Source organism: Ensifer sp. ENS08 (assembly GCF_014852195.1).
In the GTDB taxonomy this organism is placed as follows: domain Bacteria; phylum Pseudomonadota; class Alphaproteobacteria; order Rhizobiales; family Rhizobiaceae; genus Ensifer; species Ensifer adhaerens.
This window is the reverse complement of the sequence record NZ_JACVBF010000001.1, coordinates 18870-35993: the sequence shown is the minus strand read 5'-3', so window position 1 is coordinate 35993 and position 17124 is coordinate 18870. Positions and strand designations below refer to the sequence as shown.

Annotated in this window: 11 protein-coding genes; 3 read left to right on the top strand and 8 right to left on the bottom strand. The window is 62.8% G+C overall.

The window, feature by feature from the left end; all coding sequences use genetic code 11:
* The first annotated feature begins 47 nt into the window (after window positions 1–47).
* Complete coding sequence (locus IB272_RS00160) at window positions 48–3002, top strand: bifunctional [glutamine synthetase] adenylyltransferase/[glutamine synthetase]-adenylyl-L-tyrosine phosphorylase (RefSeq protein WP_060584327.1); 2955 nt, start codon at window positions 48–50, stop codon at window positions 3000–3002.
* Between the two features lie 61 nt (window positions 3003–3063).
* On the opposite strand, the gene IB272_RS00155 is transcribed toward IB272_RS00160, so the two are convergent.
* Together IB272_RS00155 and pepN are read right to left on the bottom strand one after the other, a co-directional pair.
* A complete protein-coding gene (locus IB272_RS00155) occupies window positions 3064–5391 on the bottom strand; it encodes an ATP-binding protein (RefSeq protein ID WP_060584329.1) in 2328 nt (775 codons plus the stop codon).
* A 182-nt stretch (window positions 5392–5573) separates the two neighbouring features.
* Window positions 5574–8222, bottom strand: a complete 2649-nt coding sequence (gene pepN, locus IB272_RS00150) for an aminopeptidase N (RefSeq protein ID WP_089043880.1) — start codon at window positions 8220–8222, stop codon at window positions 5574–5576.
* A gap of 429 nt (window positions 8223–8651) precedes the next feature.
* Here pepN and IB272_RS00145 point away from each other — a divergent pair, with 429 nt between their 5' ends.
* Window positions 8652–9590: a DMT family transporter gene (locus tag IB272_RS00145; protein ID WP_060516200.1), complete on the top strand. Its 939-nt coding sequence runs from the start codon at window positions 8652–8654 to the stop codon at window positions 9588–9590.
* An 8-nt stretch (window positions 9591–9598) separates the two neighbouring features.
* On the opposite strand, the gene IB272_RS00140 is transcribed toward IB272_RS00145, so the two are convergent.
* The 5 genes from IB272_RS00140 to IB272_RS00120 form a co-directional block, all read right to left on the bottom strand.
* A complete protein-coding gene (locus IB272_RS00140; RefSeq protein ID WP_060584334.1) occupies window positions 9599–10891 on the bottom strand; it encodes an MFS transporter in 1293 nt (430 codons plus the stop codon).
* Window positions 10892–11088: 197 nt separating this feature from the next.
* Entirely contained in the window at window positions 11089–11244 is a 156-nt protein-coding gene (locus IB272_RS00135; protein WP_089043881.1) for a hypothetical protein, read from the bottom strand.
* 74 nt (window positions 11245–11318) lie between these two features.
* A complete protein-coding gene (locus IB272_RS00130; protein WP_089043882.1) occupies window positions 11319–11495 on the bottom strand; it encodes a hypothetical protein in 177 nt (58 codons plus the stop codon).
* A gap of 174 nt (window positions 11496–11669) precedes the next feature.
* Window positions 11670–12554, bottom strand: a complete 885-nt coding sequence (locus IB272_RS00125) for a uracil-DNA glycosylase (RefSeq protein WP_060584376.1) — start codon at window positions 12552–12554, stop codon at window positions 11670–11672.
* A gap of 97 nt (window positions 12555–12651) precedes the next feature.
* Window positions 12652–13950 (bottom strand): Hsp70 family protein, encoded by a 1299-nt coding sequence (locus tag IB272_RS00120; protein WP_060584337.1) that lies wholly within the window; start codon window positions 13948–13950, stop codon window positions 12652–12654.
* Window positions 13951–14405: 455 nt separating this feature from the next.
* On the opposite strand from IB272_RS00120, the gene IB272_RS00115 reads away from it, so the two are divergent.
* On the top strand, window positions 14406–16067 hold the full coding sequence (locus tag IB272_RS00115; protein WP_192444172.1) for an electron transfer flavoprotein-ubiquinone oxidoreductase: 1662 nt from the start codon (window positions 14406–14408) through the stop codon (window positions 16065–16067).
* An 83-nt stretch (window positions 16068–16150) separates the two neighbouring features.
* On the opposite strand, the gene IB272_RS00110 is transcribed toward IB272_RS00115, so the two are convergent.
* Complete coding sequence (locus IB272_RS00110; RefSeq protein ID WP_192444171.1) at window positions 16151–17056, bottom strand: alpha/beta hydrolase; 906 nt, start codon at window positions 17054–17056, stop codon at window positions 16151–16153.
* Between the last annotated feature and the right edge of the window lie 68 nt (window positions 17057–17124).

The window sequence follows — 17124 nt, the reverse complement described above, 5'->3', positions numbered from 1 at the left end:
AGCGCGCAGTTGTTCCGCGCCGTCCGCTCCGGCCAGAGGGAGACGGCATGCAGGAACAGGTGCAGCAGTGCTGGGCGATCGAGACGACGCCGATCCGTCCGGCGACACAAGCCGATGCCAAGACAGCGCTTTCGGTCTTGAAGGATATGGCCAAGGGTCATGAAAAGGTCGCAAGCCTGCTTGCGTCCGAAACGCAGTTCAAGACCTTCATCGTCTCGGCCTTTGCCCTTTCGCCTTTTCTTCGCGACACCGGCGACAGTCGCCCCGCCATTCTCGAAGAGCTTCTCTCGACCGATCTCACGACTTTCCTGAGCGAGCGCGTGCGCGGAGCCCGCGATGCCTGGAAGCCGAATGAAGGCGGCGCGGCATTGGCGGATACCGAGATCATGGCGCGGCTCAGAAGGGCCAAGCGCGAACTTGCCTTCGCCGTCGCTCTCGCCGATCTCTCCCGCCATTTCGACGGGCGCGAGACCACCCGTTGGCTCAGCGAATTCGCCGGTGCGGCCGTGTCGGCGACGATCGATCACCTGCTCCTGAGCGCGCATGAGAGCGGCAAGTTGAAGGTCAAGGATGCCGCAAACCCGAGCGCCGGTTCCGGCGTCGTCGTGCTCGGCATGGGCAAGCTCGGCGCCTTCGAGCTCAACTATTCCTCCGATATCGACCTCGTTGTCTTCTACGATCCGCAATCCGGCATAATCGTCGATCGCGACGATGCCTCGGAAACCTTCGGCCGGCTGTTGCGCCGCCTGATCCGCATCCTGCAGGAGCGCAGCGGCGACGGATACGTCTTCCGAACCGACCTGCGCCTGCGCCCGGATCCGGGCTCGACGCCGCTAGCGATCCCGGTCGAAGCGGCGATGCTCTATTACGAGGGCAGGGGGCAGAACTGGGAGCGCGCCGCCTTCATCAAGGCGCGGCCGGTCGCCGGCGACATCGAGGCTGGCGAGCACTTCCTCAAGGACCTGGTCCCCTTCGTCTTCCGCAAGTATCTCGACTATGCGGCGATCGCAGACATTCATTCGATCAAGCGCCAGATCCATGCCCACAAGGGGCACGGCGAGATCGCGGTCAAGGGCCACAACATCAAGCTCGGCCGCGGCGGCATCCGCGAGATCGAGTTCTTCGTCCAGACCCAGCAGCTGATTGCTGGTGGCCGCATGCCGGACCTGCGCCAGCGAGCGACGGAGCCGATGCTGCGGGCGCTCGTCAAGGCCGGCTGGATCGACGAAGAGACGGCTGACGAACTCGTCGAAGCCTATTGGTTCCTGCGCGATGTCGAGCACCGGATCCAGATGGTGCGCGACGAGCAGACGCACGTCCTGCCCGAGACCGAAGCGGAACTGAAGCGCATCGCCTATATGCTCGGCTTCGAGGATACAGCCGCCTTTTCCAAGGCCCTCTCGCGCGTGCTGAAGACCGTCGAGCGTCGCTACGCTCAGCTTTTCGAACAGGAAGCCAAGCTCTCGACCGAGACCGGCAACCTCGTCTTCACTGGCCAGCGCGACGACCCGGACACGCTGGAGACGCTGAAGAAACTCGGCTTCCAGCGGCCGTCGGACATCTCCCACACGATCCGCACCTGGCACTATGGCCGCTACCGCGCGACACAGTCGGTGGAGGCGCGCGAGCGGCTGACAGAGCTGACGCCGGAGCTGCTGCGGGTTTTCGGCGAAAGCCGTCGCGCCGACGAAGCGCTGCTGCGTTTCGACAATTTCATCTCCGGCCTGCCTGCCGGCATTCAGCTGTTTTCTCTGCTCGGCAACAATCCGGGCCTCCTGTCGCTGATCGTCAATGTCATGTCGTCGGCCCCAAGGCTTGCCGAAATCATTGCCGCGCGCCCGCATGTCTTCGACGGCATGCTCGATCCCGGCCTGCTCGCCGAACTGCCGACGCGGGAGTATCTGGCGCCACGCATCGCCAACTTCGTCGGCGGTGCTCGCCATTATGAGGAGGTGCTCGATCGCCTGAGGATCATAGCCGCCGAGCAGCGTTTCCTGATCGGTATTCGGCTCCTGACCGGCGCGATCTCGGGCGCGCAAGCCGGCCGCGCCTTTACCGATCTTGCCGACCTCATCATCGCCGCGGCGGTAAAGGCGGTTGAGGATGAAGTTCGCTCCGTTCACGGCGATTTCCCTGGAGGCCGTATCGCCGTTGTCGGCATGGGCAAGCTCGGCAGCCACGAGCTGACGGCGGGATCCGACGTCGATCTGATACTGCTCTACGATTACGACGAGACGGCAACCGAGTCCGACGGCGCCAAGCCGCTTGATCCGACGCGATACTTTACGCGGGTGACGCAGCGCCTGATCGCCGCACTTTCCGCGCCGACGGCGGAAGGCATTCTCTACGAGGTCGATATGCGGCTTCGTCCCTCCGGCAACAAGGGGCCGGTCGCAACCAGGATCAACGCCTTTGCTAAGTATCAGCGCGAAGAGGCCTGGACGTGGGAGCATCTGGCTCTGACCCGGGCGCGCTGCATCTGCGGCGATGACCGGCTGATGGCCGAGGCCAACGGGATCTTCGCCGAGATCCTCGAGCGCAAGCGCGATGTTTCCAAAGTCAGCGCCGACGTGATCTCCATGCGCGAGATGATCGATAGCGAGAAACCGCCGAGCGACATCTGGGACTTCAAGCTGATCCCGGGCGGTCTCGTCGATATCGAGTTCATCACCCAGTATCTGGCGCTCGTAGCGCCGGCCAAGGGCGTTCAGCCGCTGACATCAGGCACCAACACCGCCGACGCGTTGAAGCTGCTTGGTGATGCGCTGATGAACCCGAACGATCTCGATGTTGCGCTGGAAGCGCTGCATCTTTTCACTGAATTGTCCCAGATCGTGCGGCTCTGCATCGAGGGCGAGTTCGAGCCGAAGGAAGCGCCGGCGGGACTGATCGATCTCGTCTGCCGGGCAGGGGACTATCCGGACCTGAAAACCTTGGAGGGGGACGTTCGCAGGCTCTCCAAAGCCGTGCGCCGTGTCTTCCAATCGGTCGTTTCAGGGTGAGGGAGGGTAGCGGGGAAAGCCGGAGGCGCGCGCACGTCCGCGCGCTGCTTGGGTCGCTGCTTTAGGTGCGGTCCGGAATCCTGACCGAGATGATGGTCCCGACATTCTCGGTCGAGTGTATTCTCATGCTGCCGCCGTGCAGGCGGGTGAGTGAGCGCGAGATCGCGAGCCCGAGGCCGGATCCGCCCTTGCTCTTGGCGTACTGGCTCTGCACCTGTTCGAAGGGCTGACCGATCTTCTGCAATGCGTCGCGCGGAATGCCGATGCCGGAATCGGCGATCGTGAGCGTCACCGCGCCCGTCACCTTGCGTGCCCGAAGCGAAATCCGCCCGCCCTCATTGGTGAACTTGACCGCGTTCGAAAGCAGGTTGAGCAGCACCTGCTTCATGGCGCGGCGATCGGCGACCATGGTGAGGCCCGACGAGATCTGCTGCACGACGTGAATGTTCTTCTGCTCCGCCGGTATGGTGGTGAAGCGCAGCGTCTCCTCGATCAATGGCGCAAGGTCGATCGTCTCGCGGCTGATGCGCATGTGCCCGGCCTCGATCTTCGACATGTCCAGGATGTCGTTGATGACGTTCAAGAGATGCTTGCCGCTCTCGTGGATGTCGCGTGAATACTCGTTGTACTTCTCCGAGCCGAGCGGCCCGAACATCTGGTTCTGCAGGATTTCCGAGAAGCCGAGGATGGCGTTGAGCGGCGTGCGCAGCTCATGTGACATGTTTGCCAGGAACTCGGACTTGGCGCGGTTGGCCGCCTCCGCACGGTCCTTCTCCGCCTGATAGTTCGAATTGGCGACCGAGAGCTCGGTCTTCTGCCGCTCCAGCGTCATGCGCGAGGCCGAGAGGTCGCCGATCGTCGCCATCAGCCGCCGTTCGGATTCGCGCAGGCGCACCTGGTGCCGCTTCAGAAGCGTGATGTCGGTGCCGACGGAGACAAGGCCGCCGTCGCGTGTGCGCCGCTCGTTGATCTGCAGCCAGCGCTCGTCGGCCAGCTGCACCTCGCTCGTCTGTGACTGGTTGCTGTGATCCGGGTCGGCGATCCGCCGCTCGACCACCGGCCGTGCTGCCGCCGTATGCACGGCTATGCGTTCGGTGCCGGGCACCAGGACGTGATCCGGAAGCTTGTAGGCCTCCTGGAAGTGGGTGTTGCACATGACGAGGCGGTCGTGCTTGTCCCAGAGCACGAAGGCCTCGGAGGTACATTCGATGGCGTCGGCGAGCCGCTGGTCGGCCTCTGCATAGCGCTGCGCAAGACGATGCTGTTCGGTCACATCCATGGCGATGCCGATCAGATGCGCCCGGCCCGAGGCCGTGCGGATGATCTCGGCGCGGGCCCGTAGCCACACATAGTGACCGTCCGCATGCCGCATGCGGAACACCTGGTCGATCTGGCGCGAGTCGCCGCGCGCGATCGTGCGGGCCACGCTGTAGATGCCGTGATCATCCGGATGCATCAGTCTTGCGGCGTCCCCGAAGGAGAGCACGCTGCTTTCACCGGGCATGCCGAGCATCTCGTACATCGAGCGCGACCAGAACAGCCGACGGTTGGCAAGGTCGAAATCCCAGAGGCCGCAACGCCCGCGCGAGAGCGCCGTCTCGACCCGCAGGTTCGATTCCGCAAAGACCGAATCGGCATCGCGGGCGCGCTTGGCCTGGATGTAGTAGGCGTAAAGCACCATCAGCAGGATCGCCGAGATGCCGGCAAACAGCGTGACGTTCAGCGAAACCTCGTCTCGCCAGGTCGTTTCGAGCTGGGTGACCGGCGTTGCCGCCAGCACGACGCCAGCCGCATCGGGCAGCTGCGCCAGCGCCACGATGTGGTCGGCGCCTGCGATCGCCGTCTTCATGACGCTCGAATGTTCGCCGAAATATTGCAGCGTCGCGATGTCGGGCGCGGCCGCAGCGAGCGTGCGGCCGATGAGCGGTCCACCGCCTTCCGTGCTTGCAAAGATCCGCCCGTCCTTGCGCACCGCGAGGATGAATGTGCCGGGATCGAGCATGCCGGTCGGCAGAAACTGGCTGAAGCGTTGCTCCGCCTCGGCACGACGGCCCTCATCGAACAGCGCGCCGCCGTCCGTCTGGAAGGCGGCGACGGCGATCGCCGCCGCAAGGCCAACGGTCTGGCGCGAACTTTCCTCCATGCGGGCATGCTCGTCCATGATGCTGGACATGCGCGAAACCGCAACGATAATCAGGAATGCAATGATCAGGATCGGGATGGAGCGCTTGAGAACGGGCTCCGCGTTTGCCAGGCGGCGTGAAGCCGGCCCGGCAAAGATCTTCGCCTGCGAGATAAACTCCTGCTCCAGGCCGGTAACGCCTGGAAGCTTGAGTCGCAACCGCCCGTCGGCTGCGCTCGCTGGTCGCGCGTCCGCCATCTTTCCCAATTGTCTAAACCCTCTGATGATTCGGCGCGCCGCTCGCCCGAATCTGACTCAATGAATCACAGGGCGATTCGCCTTGTCCAGAGGCACTGGTAAAGATTTGTTAACCATTTCTTATCGTTGGAAAATAATAGGCCGGGTCGCGTTAGCGACCCGGCCCCAGGAAAATCAGGCTTTGGCGATGCTCAGGCCTTGAGCATGCGCTCGACGATGTCGCCGACATCGGCCGAAAGTTTCGACGCGCCGGCGATCTCTTTCAGCGCCTTGCGGGCATGCCCGGCACGCTTATCCTCCAGCGAACGCCAGGAGCGCATGGAGGTCAGGATGCGGGCCGCAAGCTGCGGATTGCGCGGGTCGATGTCGAGGATCTGGCGCGCGAGGAACCGGTAGCCTTCGCCGTCGGCGCGGTTGAACCCGGTCGGGTTGGCGAAGGCATAGGTGCCTACCAGCGAGCGTACGCGGTTCGGATTGTTGCCGTTGAACAGTGGCTCGTTCATCAGCGCCTTGATGCGATCGAGCGTTCCAGCGCCCGGGATCGTCGCCTGCACGGCGAACCACTTGTCGATGACGAGCGCGTTGTCGGCGAAACGCTTGCGGAATGTTGCAAGCGCGTCTGTCGCCTCGGCCGAATCCGGGAAGCGGTGCGCCAGCAGCGCCAACGCATGGCTGAGATCGGTCATGTTGTTGGCGGCCGCAAAGGCCTTCGCGGCACGCTCGGGCCCTTCATCGGCCTGAACGAGGTAGGTGAGCGCGCTGTTGCGCAGTGCCCGCCTGCCGGCGCTTGCCGCATCCGGGCTGAACCCTCCGCTGGAGACGAGTTCGTCGGAGAGTTTGAGGAAGGTGTCGCGCCCGGCGGCCGCAACCGCTGTCAGGATCTGCTGGCGGGCCGCGTGGATCGCGTCCGGATCGTTGTTGGTGCCGATCTCGCGGGCGATATCGGATTCGCTCGGCAAGGCCAGCGCCTGCGAACGGAAGGCCGGCTCCAGGCTGTTGTCGGCGGCAGCCCGGATGAGGCCGTCGATCAGCGCCTTGTCCGAGGTGACCGGCTTGCCGGCGCGGACATTCGCCGTCGCCTCGACGAGATTGCCAAGCGCGATGGCGTTGAGCGCCTGCCAGCGGGCGAAGAGGTCGCTTTCGTGATGCGCGATCAGCGCCAGATCGTCGGCATTCTGCTCGATATGCAGGTTGATCGGCGCGGAGAAGCTGCGGTTGAACGACGGAACCGGGCGCGACGGTATGCCCGAGAAGACCACCGTCTGATTGCGCTCTGTCAGATGCAGGACATCGTCGGTCATGTCGGCGCCGGAAACAGCGGCAAGGGCGGCTTCGCTGCCGTCTTCGAGCAGCAGACCCATCTTCAGCGGAATGTGCATCGCTTCCTTGGCGCTCTGTCCGGGCGTCGGCGGCACGGTCTGTTCGAGCGACAGGGTGAAGGTCTGCTTGGCGGCGTCATAGGCGCCCGAAGCGGTGACCAGCGGCGTTCCGGCCTGGTGATACCAGAGCGCGAACTGGCGCAGATCCCGACCGCTTGCCGCCTCGAAGCAGGCGACGAAATCCTCGATCGTCACCGCCTGGCCGTCGTGCCGGTCGAAATAGAGATCCATACCCTTCTTGAACAGATCGCGGCCGAGGATGGTCGCAATCATGCGGGTGACTTCCGATCCCTTTTCGTAGACGGTCGTCGTGTAGAAGTTGTTGATTTCGCGGTATTTCGTCGGGCGCACCGGATGGGCGAGGGGACCTGCATCCTCCGGGAACTGTTCCGACTTCAGATGCCGCACTTCGGCGATGCGCTTGACCGCGCGTGAGCGCATGTCGGCAGAGAACTCGTGGTCGCGGTAGACCGTCAGGCCTTCCTTCAGGCAGAGCTGGAACCAGTCGCGGCAGGTGATGCGGTTGCCGGTCCAGTTGTGGAAGTATTCGTGCGCGATGATCGCCTCGATGTTGGCGTAGTCCGCATCGGTCGCCGTTTCCGGGTCCGCAAGCACGTATTTGTCGTTGAAGATGTTGAGGCCCTTGTTCTCCATGGCGCCCATGTTGAAGTCGGAGACGGCGACGATCATGAAGATGTCGAGGTCGTATTCGCGACCAAAGGCCTCTTCGTCCCACTTCATCGAGCGCTTGAGCGCATCCATGGCATAGGAGGCGCGAGGCTCCTTGCCGTGTTCGACATAGATCTTCAGCGCAACGTCGCGGCCGGACATCGTTGTGAACGTATCCTCGACCACGCCGAGGTCGCCGGCGACCAGCGCAAAGAGATAGCTCGGCTTCGGATGCGGATCGAACCAGGCGGCGAAGTGACGGCCGTCGCCCATGTCGGCGCCGCCGAGATAGTTGCCGTTCGAAAGCAGGAGGGGAGAGGACGCCTTGTCGGCGATGATGTTGACCGTGTAGACGGCGAGTACATCGGGACGATCGGGGAAATAGGTGATGCGGCGGAAGCCTTCGGCCTCGCACTGGGTGCTGTAGACGCCGTTGGTGCGGTAGAGCCCCATCAGCTGCGTATTGGTCTCGGGCGAAAGCAGGGTGGTGATGGTGATTTCGAACGGGGCGGTTTCGGGCAGGCCGCGGATCGTCAGCGTATCGTCGGCGACATCGTAGAGCGTTGCGGCGAGTTCTTCCTGGTCCAGCAAAAGGCCGGTCATGGTCAACTCGTCGCCATCAAGCACGAGCGGCGCGGCACTGTCGACACCTTCGCGGCGATGGAAGATCAGCCGGGCCTCGACCTTGGTCTCCTTCGGATCGAGCTCGAAGGTCAGATCCACTCTCTCCAGAACGAAGTCGGTCGGCCGGTAGTCTTCCAGATGAATGATCTGGCCAGTATTTGTCCGCATGGTCAGTCCCGCTTGCACCGTTCTACTGGAGAATTTGTAGAGGGTGCCTGTGATGGTGAAAAGGCCAAGGGGCGAAAAGCTGGGCTGTGCCACACGATTGTGATGCCGGCGACCGCACTTCCGACAGAAAAGACATGGCGCCCGTTATTCTTCCCGCTCCCTTATCGGACCGATGTGTATCGAAGTGGGACTAACAAGACATGAATTGGAAAGGTTTTTTTCGGGGCAGCTAAAGAAAAGCCGGCCGCCCTACTGTCGAAGGTTAATCGATCAAGAAAAAACGTCATTCATCACGAAGTTTGATCCGACTTTCGAGAAAAGCGTCGCTAAGGTGGCCCGGTCCTGCAGCGGTGCTCTCCGCTGAAAAATCTCCAAACCAGCCCGCGTGCCAGCTGATCGCCGGTCAAGGCTGTTCGAAAAGTGCCCTCAATGGATGCGGAAGTCGAAAGCCCGATGAAGGGGATCCTGCTCAAGGTCCTTTCCGTCGTCATTTTCGTTTGCATGTCGACGCTGATCAAGGCGGCCGGAAACGAGATCGCCACCGGCCAGATCACCTTCTACCGCTCGGCCTTCGCCATGGTGCCGATCCTCGGCTATCTCGCCTTCCGCGGACAGCTGCGCGACGCCTTCAAGACCGAAGATTTTACCGGCCATATCGCTCGCGGCTTCGTCGGCATTCTCGCAATGAGCTTCGGTTTTTACGGCCTCGTGCACCTGCCGCTGCCTGAAGCCATCGCCATCGGCTATGCCATGCCGCTGATCGCCGTCGCCTTCGCCGCGATTTTTCTAGGCGAGTCGGTGCGGCTCTACCGTTGGTCGGCCGTGGTCGTCGGGCTGGTCGGCGTGATGATCATCACCTGGCCACGGCTGACCCTTTTTCGCGAAGGCGGCTTCGGTTCGCTGGAGGCACTGGGCGCTGCTGCCGTGCTGGTTTCGGCGGCCCTGGGCGCAGTTGCCATGGTGCTGGTGCGAAAACTCGTCAAGAATGAACGCACCCACACGATCGTGCTCTATTTCTCGCTGTCAGCCTCGGTCTTCTCTCTCGCGACCTTGCCCTTCGGCTGGCCGTCGATCTCGCGCGAGGCGTTCCTGTTGCTGATGGTCGCCGGTTTCTGCGGCGGTGTCGCCCAGATCCTTTTGACCGAGAGCTATCGCCACGCCGACATGTCGACCATCGCACCATTTGAGTATACCTCGATCGTGCTCGGCCTGATCATCGGCTACTTCCTGTTCGACGATATCCCGACGGCCGCCATGCTCGTCGGCACGGCCATAGTCGTCGGTGCAGGCATCTTCATCATTTTCCGTGAGCATCGGCTTGGCCTCGAGCGCCGGGGCGCTCGCAAGCATGTGACGCCGCAGGGCTGAGCCACGGCCTACGGCCGCGGGTTTTCCCAGGCCGGAACCGTATCGTCGTCGATCAGCGGTTCCTGCGCCGCCTGCTGGGCAGCCGGGCTCGTCACATCAGGGCCGGGTGTCGGCATGACGCTCGTTGCCTGGAAGTCGGTCTTGACGACGAGCCCCTTGTGCTGCTCGCGCCGCAGAATGCGCCAGGCTGCATAGCCGCCATAGAGCGCGAAGTAGACGGCAAGGACGAGAAACAGCGCCGCCGGGCCGAAACGATCCATGACCGGACCGACCATCAGCGGGCCGGAAATCGTGCCGAGCCCGTAGGTGATCATCAGGCCCGAGGATGTTTCGACATACTCGTTGGGTTTGGCGAGATCATTGGCATGGGCGACGTTCAGTGCGTAGATCGGGAAGAGCACCGATCCGACGAAAGCGGCGATGATGTAGAGAACGGCGGGCTGGCTGCCGATCGATGCCGACATCACCAGGCAGGAGATGACGCCGACGATGCCGCAGCCAACCATGACGATGCGCCGGTCGATCTTGTCGGAGAGACGTCCGATCGGGATTTGCGAGAGGGCGCTGCCGGTCAATAGCGAGGCGAGCAGTGTAGCGCCTTCCGCCGTCGAAAGTCCGATCTTCTGGGTGAAGACACCGCCGAGATTCAGCCAGGCGCCGGAGAGCGCGCCGGCGAGAAAACCGCCGACGACAGCGACCGGCGAGCGGCGGAAGAGGGCGGGGATATCGAACTTCGCCTGTGCCGGTGGCGCCGGCATGGGAGAGGAGGAGAGCGCCGTCGGCAATAGCGCCAGCGAGAACAGCACGCTGCAGAGCATGAACAGCGACGTGTTGGTCGGATCGCCGAGCGGCACCATGTACTGCCCGCCGATCGTGCCGACCATCGTCGTGATCAGGTAGAGCGAAAAGAGCAGGCCGCGGTTCTCGTTGGTGACGCGCTCATTGAGCCAGCTCTCGATGACGAGATAACTGCCGGAGATGGCAAAGCCGGCAATGGCACGGAAGACGATCCAGGCGCGCCAGTCAACGATGAGGCCGCAGAGCAGGATCGCGATGGAGAGCAGCGTGATCAGCGCGGTGAAGACGCGTACATGGCCGACACGCAGCACGAATTTCGGCGTGACGACGCAGGAAAGGGTGAAGCCGACCGTATAGCCGGTGGCGATCACCGAGATCGTCAGCGTCGACCAGTTCTCGGCGACGGAACGCACGGGGATCACATAGCTCTGCAGGCCGAAGCCGACCATCATGAGAAGGGTCGACACCATCAGACTGAAGACGGAAGCGAGGCTGGCCAGCATCGGCGCTCCTGGAAACGTGGCGCTTCGTCATTTGTCCGATGACAAGCAAACGCAGATGGAGCGAGGAACGGTCTGGCAGGGCCGGATGAGCCTGACACTCCTTAGTCGGGACGAGTGTGGCTCTATCCAGTTTTTTACGCCCTGTCGATTGCGACAGGCGATGGCAAAAAGGCGGTGCTTATACCTGCGGGCAGCAGTCAGTTCGGCAGCAACGGGCTCACGGCCGTGCGATGGGCGCGGCGTGCATCCTTCTTGGTGCTGAGAACGGTATATTCGCGCGAGGCGCGCACGGCCGTACCGATGTCGGAGATCGAATCGAGCAGGACCTTGAGGCTGGCAATCGGCTTGGTCATGGGTTCGTTCCTTTCTTCGTGTCGGGTCAAACGATGCGTCACGCGATACGCAAAAGCCGCGTATCGCGTGGGGATCAGCGCTGGATGAAGTCGGCGAAAATCTGCGCCGGACGGGTGGTCCGGGCGAGGCCGATCGCGGTCATCTGCTCGTTGGCTGCCGTGCCAAAGCGGTTGAACGGCGTCCGGTAAGCAGCGCCAGTGTGGCGGAGCGTCTCAAAGCTGCTGTGGATCGGACGAAAGCGGGCAGTCATGGTTCAATTCCTTAAATTCCATTCCTCCCGTACCAATATATTGCGCTGCAACATGACGTTTTGCAATGCGTCAAAATGCGCCGCTGATATGCGCAAACCGCATGGCTTTCTTCATTCTTTGTTCATGAAACGGGCAAGCGGCCGGGAGCACGATCCGGGCAGGGCGCTTTAGGATCAGCCGTGAATGCGGGCCTTGAAGGCAAGCAGGTCCTGCCAGGCGAAGCGCTTGTTGATCGGCGCCGTCACCAGGTCCTGCGGATGCAGGGTGGCGAGGGTCGGCACGTTAATGCCGCCGATCGCAAGCTCGCGCCATTCGCCGCGAAGCTGGTGGATCGTGTCGTTGCCGCCGAAGAAGAAACGGGCGGTGAAATTGCCGAGCAGCAGCAGATGCTTAGGCTCTGCCAGCGCGATCTGGCGTTCGATGAAGGGTCGGCAGATATCGGCCTCGCGCGCCGTCGGCACGCGGTTACCCGGCGGGCGCCAGGGCACGACATTGCTCAAGAGCACGCTCTCGCGCGTAAGACCGATGCCCGCCATCATCCGGGTCAGCATCTCGCCGAGGCGGCCCGCAAAAGGCTGGCCGTCGCGATCGTCGTCGGCATAGGGCATCGGGCCGACGATCATGATGCCGCTTGCCGGATCACCCTCGGCAAAGACCAGATTGCGGGCGCTGTTCCTGAGATTGCAGCCGGCAAAACCTTCCATCGCAACGCGGAGCTCGGCGAGCGACCGGGCCGATTCGGCGGCAAAGCGCGCCTCTTCGATCGCCTGCGCATCGGGGATGGCGACCGCAGGGGCGTTCGCGACTGGGGCAGGTGCGCGGGAAGGGGTGGGGGCAGCGGCCGCCGCTGTCTGGCGCGCCGTCGGTTGCGAAGCGGGTGCCTCCGCCCGGTTGCTGGTTGCCGCCACGCGGGCGTTGCCGCGTGCTGCCTTCATCGCCTCGAACTCGGCGAAACGGTCGACCGGTTCCTCTTCCAGCAGCCATTCGACGCCCGCATCGCCGTGGAAGGCGAGAAGGGCGGCAAGCTGCGCCGGAGAAAGGTCGTTGGCGGAAATCATGGCCGCCAACCTAGCCCATAAGCGGCCGGACCGGAACCGCTTTTCCGGCGCTCGACCCTCCTATCCAAGGTCATGCACATCCGGTTCGCGCGTCGGCTCAGGCCGCATTCGCGGTCCAGTGGGCGATGTCCTCGTGCTCGCCGATCAGCGCCAGGCCATGGGCGATCGACAGCAGTTCGCCGCCGCTCTCGATCCGGTCGGCATCGAAACGCCGCTCGAAGATGCCGCGTACGGCCGGAACGAAGGAGGTGCCGCCGGTCAAGAACACCTTGTCGATCGTCTCGGGTGCCGTTGCCGTCGACTGCAGCACATCATCCAGCGCGCCCTCGATGCGGGCGAGCTCCGGCGCGATCCAGCCTTCGAAATCGCTGCGGCGAACGGTGCGGCGCGACATTTCGCCGAGCGGGGCGAAATAGAACTCGGTCTCGTCCTCCTTCGACAGTTGCATCTTCGTGGCCGAGATCGCGTTGTAGAGCGGATAGCCCTCGTCATGCTCGATCAGGTCAACGAAGGCCTCGAGCTTTTCCGGCTCCAGGCTCTGGCGCACGAGCTTCTTCAGATCGGTGAAATCTTTCAGTGTCTTGAAGATCGAAAGCTGATTCCAGCGGCCGAAATTCGCATAGTAGTTCGACGGCACTTCAAGCAGCTTGTCGAAGCTCTTGAACAGACTCCCCTTTCCGATCAGCGGCGAGACGACGTTGTCGATGATGCGGAAGTCGAAGTGATCGCCGGCGATGCCGACGCCCGAATGGCCGATCGGGGTTGCCGTCAGGCGCCCGGCCTTGGTCTCGAAGCGGATCAGCGAATAGTCGGTGGTGCCGCCGCCGAAGTCGGCGACGAGCACAGTTGCGTCCTGCTTCAGGTTCTGGGCGAAGTAGAAGGCCGCTGCCACCGGTTCGTAGACGTAGTGCACCTCCGGAAAGCCGAATTCGGAGAGGGCTGCGCCATAGCGCTCGAGCGCCAGCGCAGGGTCGGGGCTGGAGCCGGCAAAGTGCACCGGACGGCCGACGACGATGCGGCTGTACTGGTCCGCCCAGCCGTCACCGGCATAGTCGCGCAGCTTGGTCAGGAACACGCGCATCAGGTCTTCGAAGCTGTGGCGCTTGGCAAAGACCTGCGTGCCCTGGAAGAGGGGGCTTGCGGCAAAGGTCTTGATCGACTGCAGGAAACGACAGTCACCGGGATTGTCGATGAAGGCGCGGATGGCGGCCTGGCCCGCCTCGACCTTCAGCGCCTGCGCGCCAAGCTTGGCATCCTTCATGAAGGAGAGGGCAGTGCGCATGGCATCGGTCGAGCCGGCGAGGCTGTCGAAGTGCATCGAGTGGGTCGTGTCGCCCGCGGCAACCGCCAGAACGGAATTGGTGGTGCCGAAATCAAAGCCGAGTGCCTTGACCATGAGTGTCTCCTTGCATCTGGCGTCGCTTCGCCGCCCGGAGTGGGGGCGGTGGCGCGCGACGCAACATGAATTCCGTGGGCCGCTTTCAGGGATCGATGGGCGGCCGGCTTCAAAGCCGAAAGACACGCCGTCCGGACGCCGAGAGGCGCCTTGCCGCGTGCCGATTGCGAATGGGGTGTGCCAGCGCGTACCGCTGGAAGGGTGCGGCGGCCTCGTCGCACGGCTCTTCGGCAAAAGCAAGGCCGCATGGGTCATAGCTTCGCTGCGCGACAAATTGATGTATTTACGTTTACGTACACGGCATATAGATATTTGCCTATACTCATGACCTCATGCGCAAAAGCGGGCATCGTCTGTCGCATCCCGGCTCGACAAGCCAAACTGCATTTGCCATGACGGAATGATATGCCCTGGGAACGGAGCCGGCAGAAGACCGGTGAGACTGGAGAGACGGTATGACCGAACAAGACCTGCCCGAACGCGAGAGCATGGAGTTCGACGTTGTGATCGTGGGTGCGGGACCGGCCGGTCTTGCAGCGGCGATCCGGCTGAAGCAGGTCAATCCGGAGCTTTCGGTTGTCGTGCTCGAAAAGGGCGCCGAAGTCGGTGCGCATATCCTGTCGGGTGCGGTCGTCGATCCCATCGGCATCGACCGATTGCTGCCGGACTGGCGCGACGACGCCGACCATCCGTTCAAGACCGAGGTGACGGACGATCATTTCCTGTTCTTAGGACCCGCCGGCTCGATCCGCCTGCCGAACTTCCTGATGCCGCCGCTGATGAACAATCACGGCAACTATATCGTATCGCTTGGGCTCGTCTGTCGCTGGCTGGCGACAAAGGCGGAGGAACTCGGCGTCGAGATCTATCCGGGTTTTGCCGCCACCGAAGTGCTCTACAACGACGAGGGTGCGGTCATCGGGGTTGCCACCGGCGACATGGGCATCGAGAGGAACGGCGAACCGGGCCCGAACTTTGCCCGCGGCATGGCGCTCTTGGGCAAATACACGCTGATCGGCGAGGGCGTGCGCGGCTCGCTCGCCAAGCAGCTGATTGCGAAATTCGATCTCTCCAGGGATCGCGATGTCCAGAAGTTCGGCATCGGCCTCAAGGAACTCTGGCAGGTGAAGCCGGAAAACCATCGTCCGGGTCTGGTGCAGCACTCCTTCGGCTGGCCGCTCGGCATGAAGACCGGTGGCGGCTCCTTCCTCTATCACCTCGAAGACAACATGGTCGCCGTCGGCTTCGTCGTGCACCTGAATTACAAGAACCCCTATCTCTTCCCGTTCGAGGAGTTCCAGCGCTTCAAGACGCATCCGGCGATCCGCGGCACCTTCGAGGGCGGCAAGCGGCTTTCCTATGGCGCCCGTGCGATCACCGAGGGCGGTTACCAGTCGGTACCGAAGTTGTCCTTCCCCGGTGGTGCGCTGATCGGCTGTTCGGCCGGTCTCGTCAACGTGCCGCGCATCAAGGGCAGCCACAATGCGGTGCTTTCAGGCATTCTCGCGGCCGAGAAGCTGGCAGCAGCGATCGCCTCTGGCCGCGCCAATGACGAGCCGATCGAGGTCGAACGCGGCTGGCGCGACAGCGCCATCGGCCAGGACCTGAAGCGGGTGAGAAACGTCAAGCCGCTGTGGTCGAAGTTCGGCACGGCGATCGGCGTTGGGCTCGGCGGTCTCGACATGTGGACCAACCAGCTGTTCGGCTTCTCCTTCTTCGGCACGCTGAAGCACGGAAAGACCGATGCGCAGTCGCTCGAACCCGCAGCGCAGCACAAGAAGATCGACTATCCGAAGCCGGATGGGGTTCTGACCTTCGACCGGCTGTCGTCGGTGTTCCTGTCGAACACCAACCACGAGGAAGACCAGCCGGTTCACCTCCAGGTGAAGGACATGGATCTGCAGAAGCGTTCCGAGCATGACATCTATGCCGGTCCGTCGACGCGCTACTGTCCGGCCGGGGTCTACGAATGGGTGGAGAAGGACGGGAAGGACGTCTTCGTCATCAACGCCCAGAACTGCGTGCACTGCAAGACCTGCGACATCAAGGATCCGAACCAGAACATCAACTGGGTGCCGCCCCAAGGCGGCGAAGGCCCGGTCTATCCGAATATGTAATGTTCGAAGTCGGGTCTCAGAATCTCGACCCGTAAAGGATTACAAGGGCGCCGGCGGCCATTGGCCACGGCGCCTTTGTCGTTTCATGCCATCGCCCAGATGCGATCAACGAAATCGGCAATCAGCGGTGCGATCTCCGGCAGGTTTTCTTCCAACGCGAAGTGGCCGGTATCGAACAGGTGGAACTCGGCCTCAGGAAGGTCGGTGAGGAAGGCGCGGGCGCCCGTCTCTGTGAAGAAGGGATCGTTACGGCCCCAGGTGATCAGGGTCGGCGGCCGTTCGCGGCGCAGCCACTCTTGCCATTCGCCATAGCGGGCAAGGTTGCTCTTGTAGTCGAAGGCAAGATCGATCTGCGGCTGGCGGCGGTCCGGGCGATCGAGGAAGTGCTGATCCATGGTCCAGCCGTCAGGTGCGACCAGGTCCGGATCCTTCGTCCCGCCAACATATTGCGCACGGGTCATCTCCAAGGTCAGTAGCTGCCGCACCTGCTCTTCAGCGCCTTCGTCCTTGGATTTGAGCGCAATGAAGTCGCGGGCAATGTCGGAAAGCCCCTCCAGATAGGCATTGCCGTTCTGGACGATCAGCCCGGCAATGCGCTCGGGCTTTCTGCTTGCAAGACGAAACCCGACGGGCGCGCCGAAATCGAAGGCGTAGAGGACGAAGCGTTTCAGCGCGAGCGCATCCACGAACGCTTCCATGACATCCGCCAGCTTGTCGAAACTGTAGACGAAACTGCCGCCTTCGTTCGTCGAGGTCGGCGCGTCGCTATGCCCGAAGCCCGGATAGTCAGGCGCGATCAGACGGTAGTCGCTGCCAAGCGCGTCTATTAGCCGCCGGTACTGGTGGGAAGACGAGGGGAAGCCGTGCAGAAGCAGGATTGTCGGGAAATCGGCCGGCGCTCCGGTCGGCACGCTCTCGCGGTAGAAGACCCGGACGCCTCCGGCCTCGATGAACCGGTGCCGGATCGATGGAATGCTATGCCTGCTCATTTAACACTCCTATTGGCAATATTTATGCATTAGAATTGCGCCAGAAAGCCTAATGCGTCAATATCGAA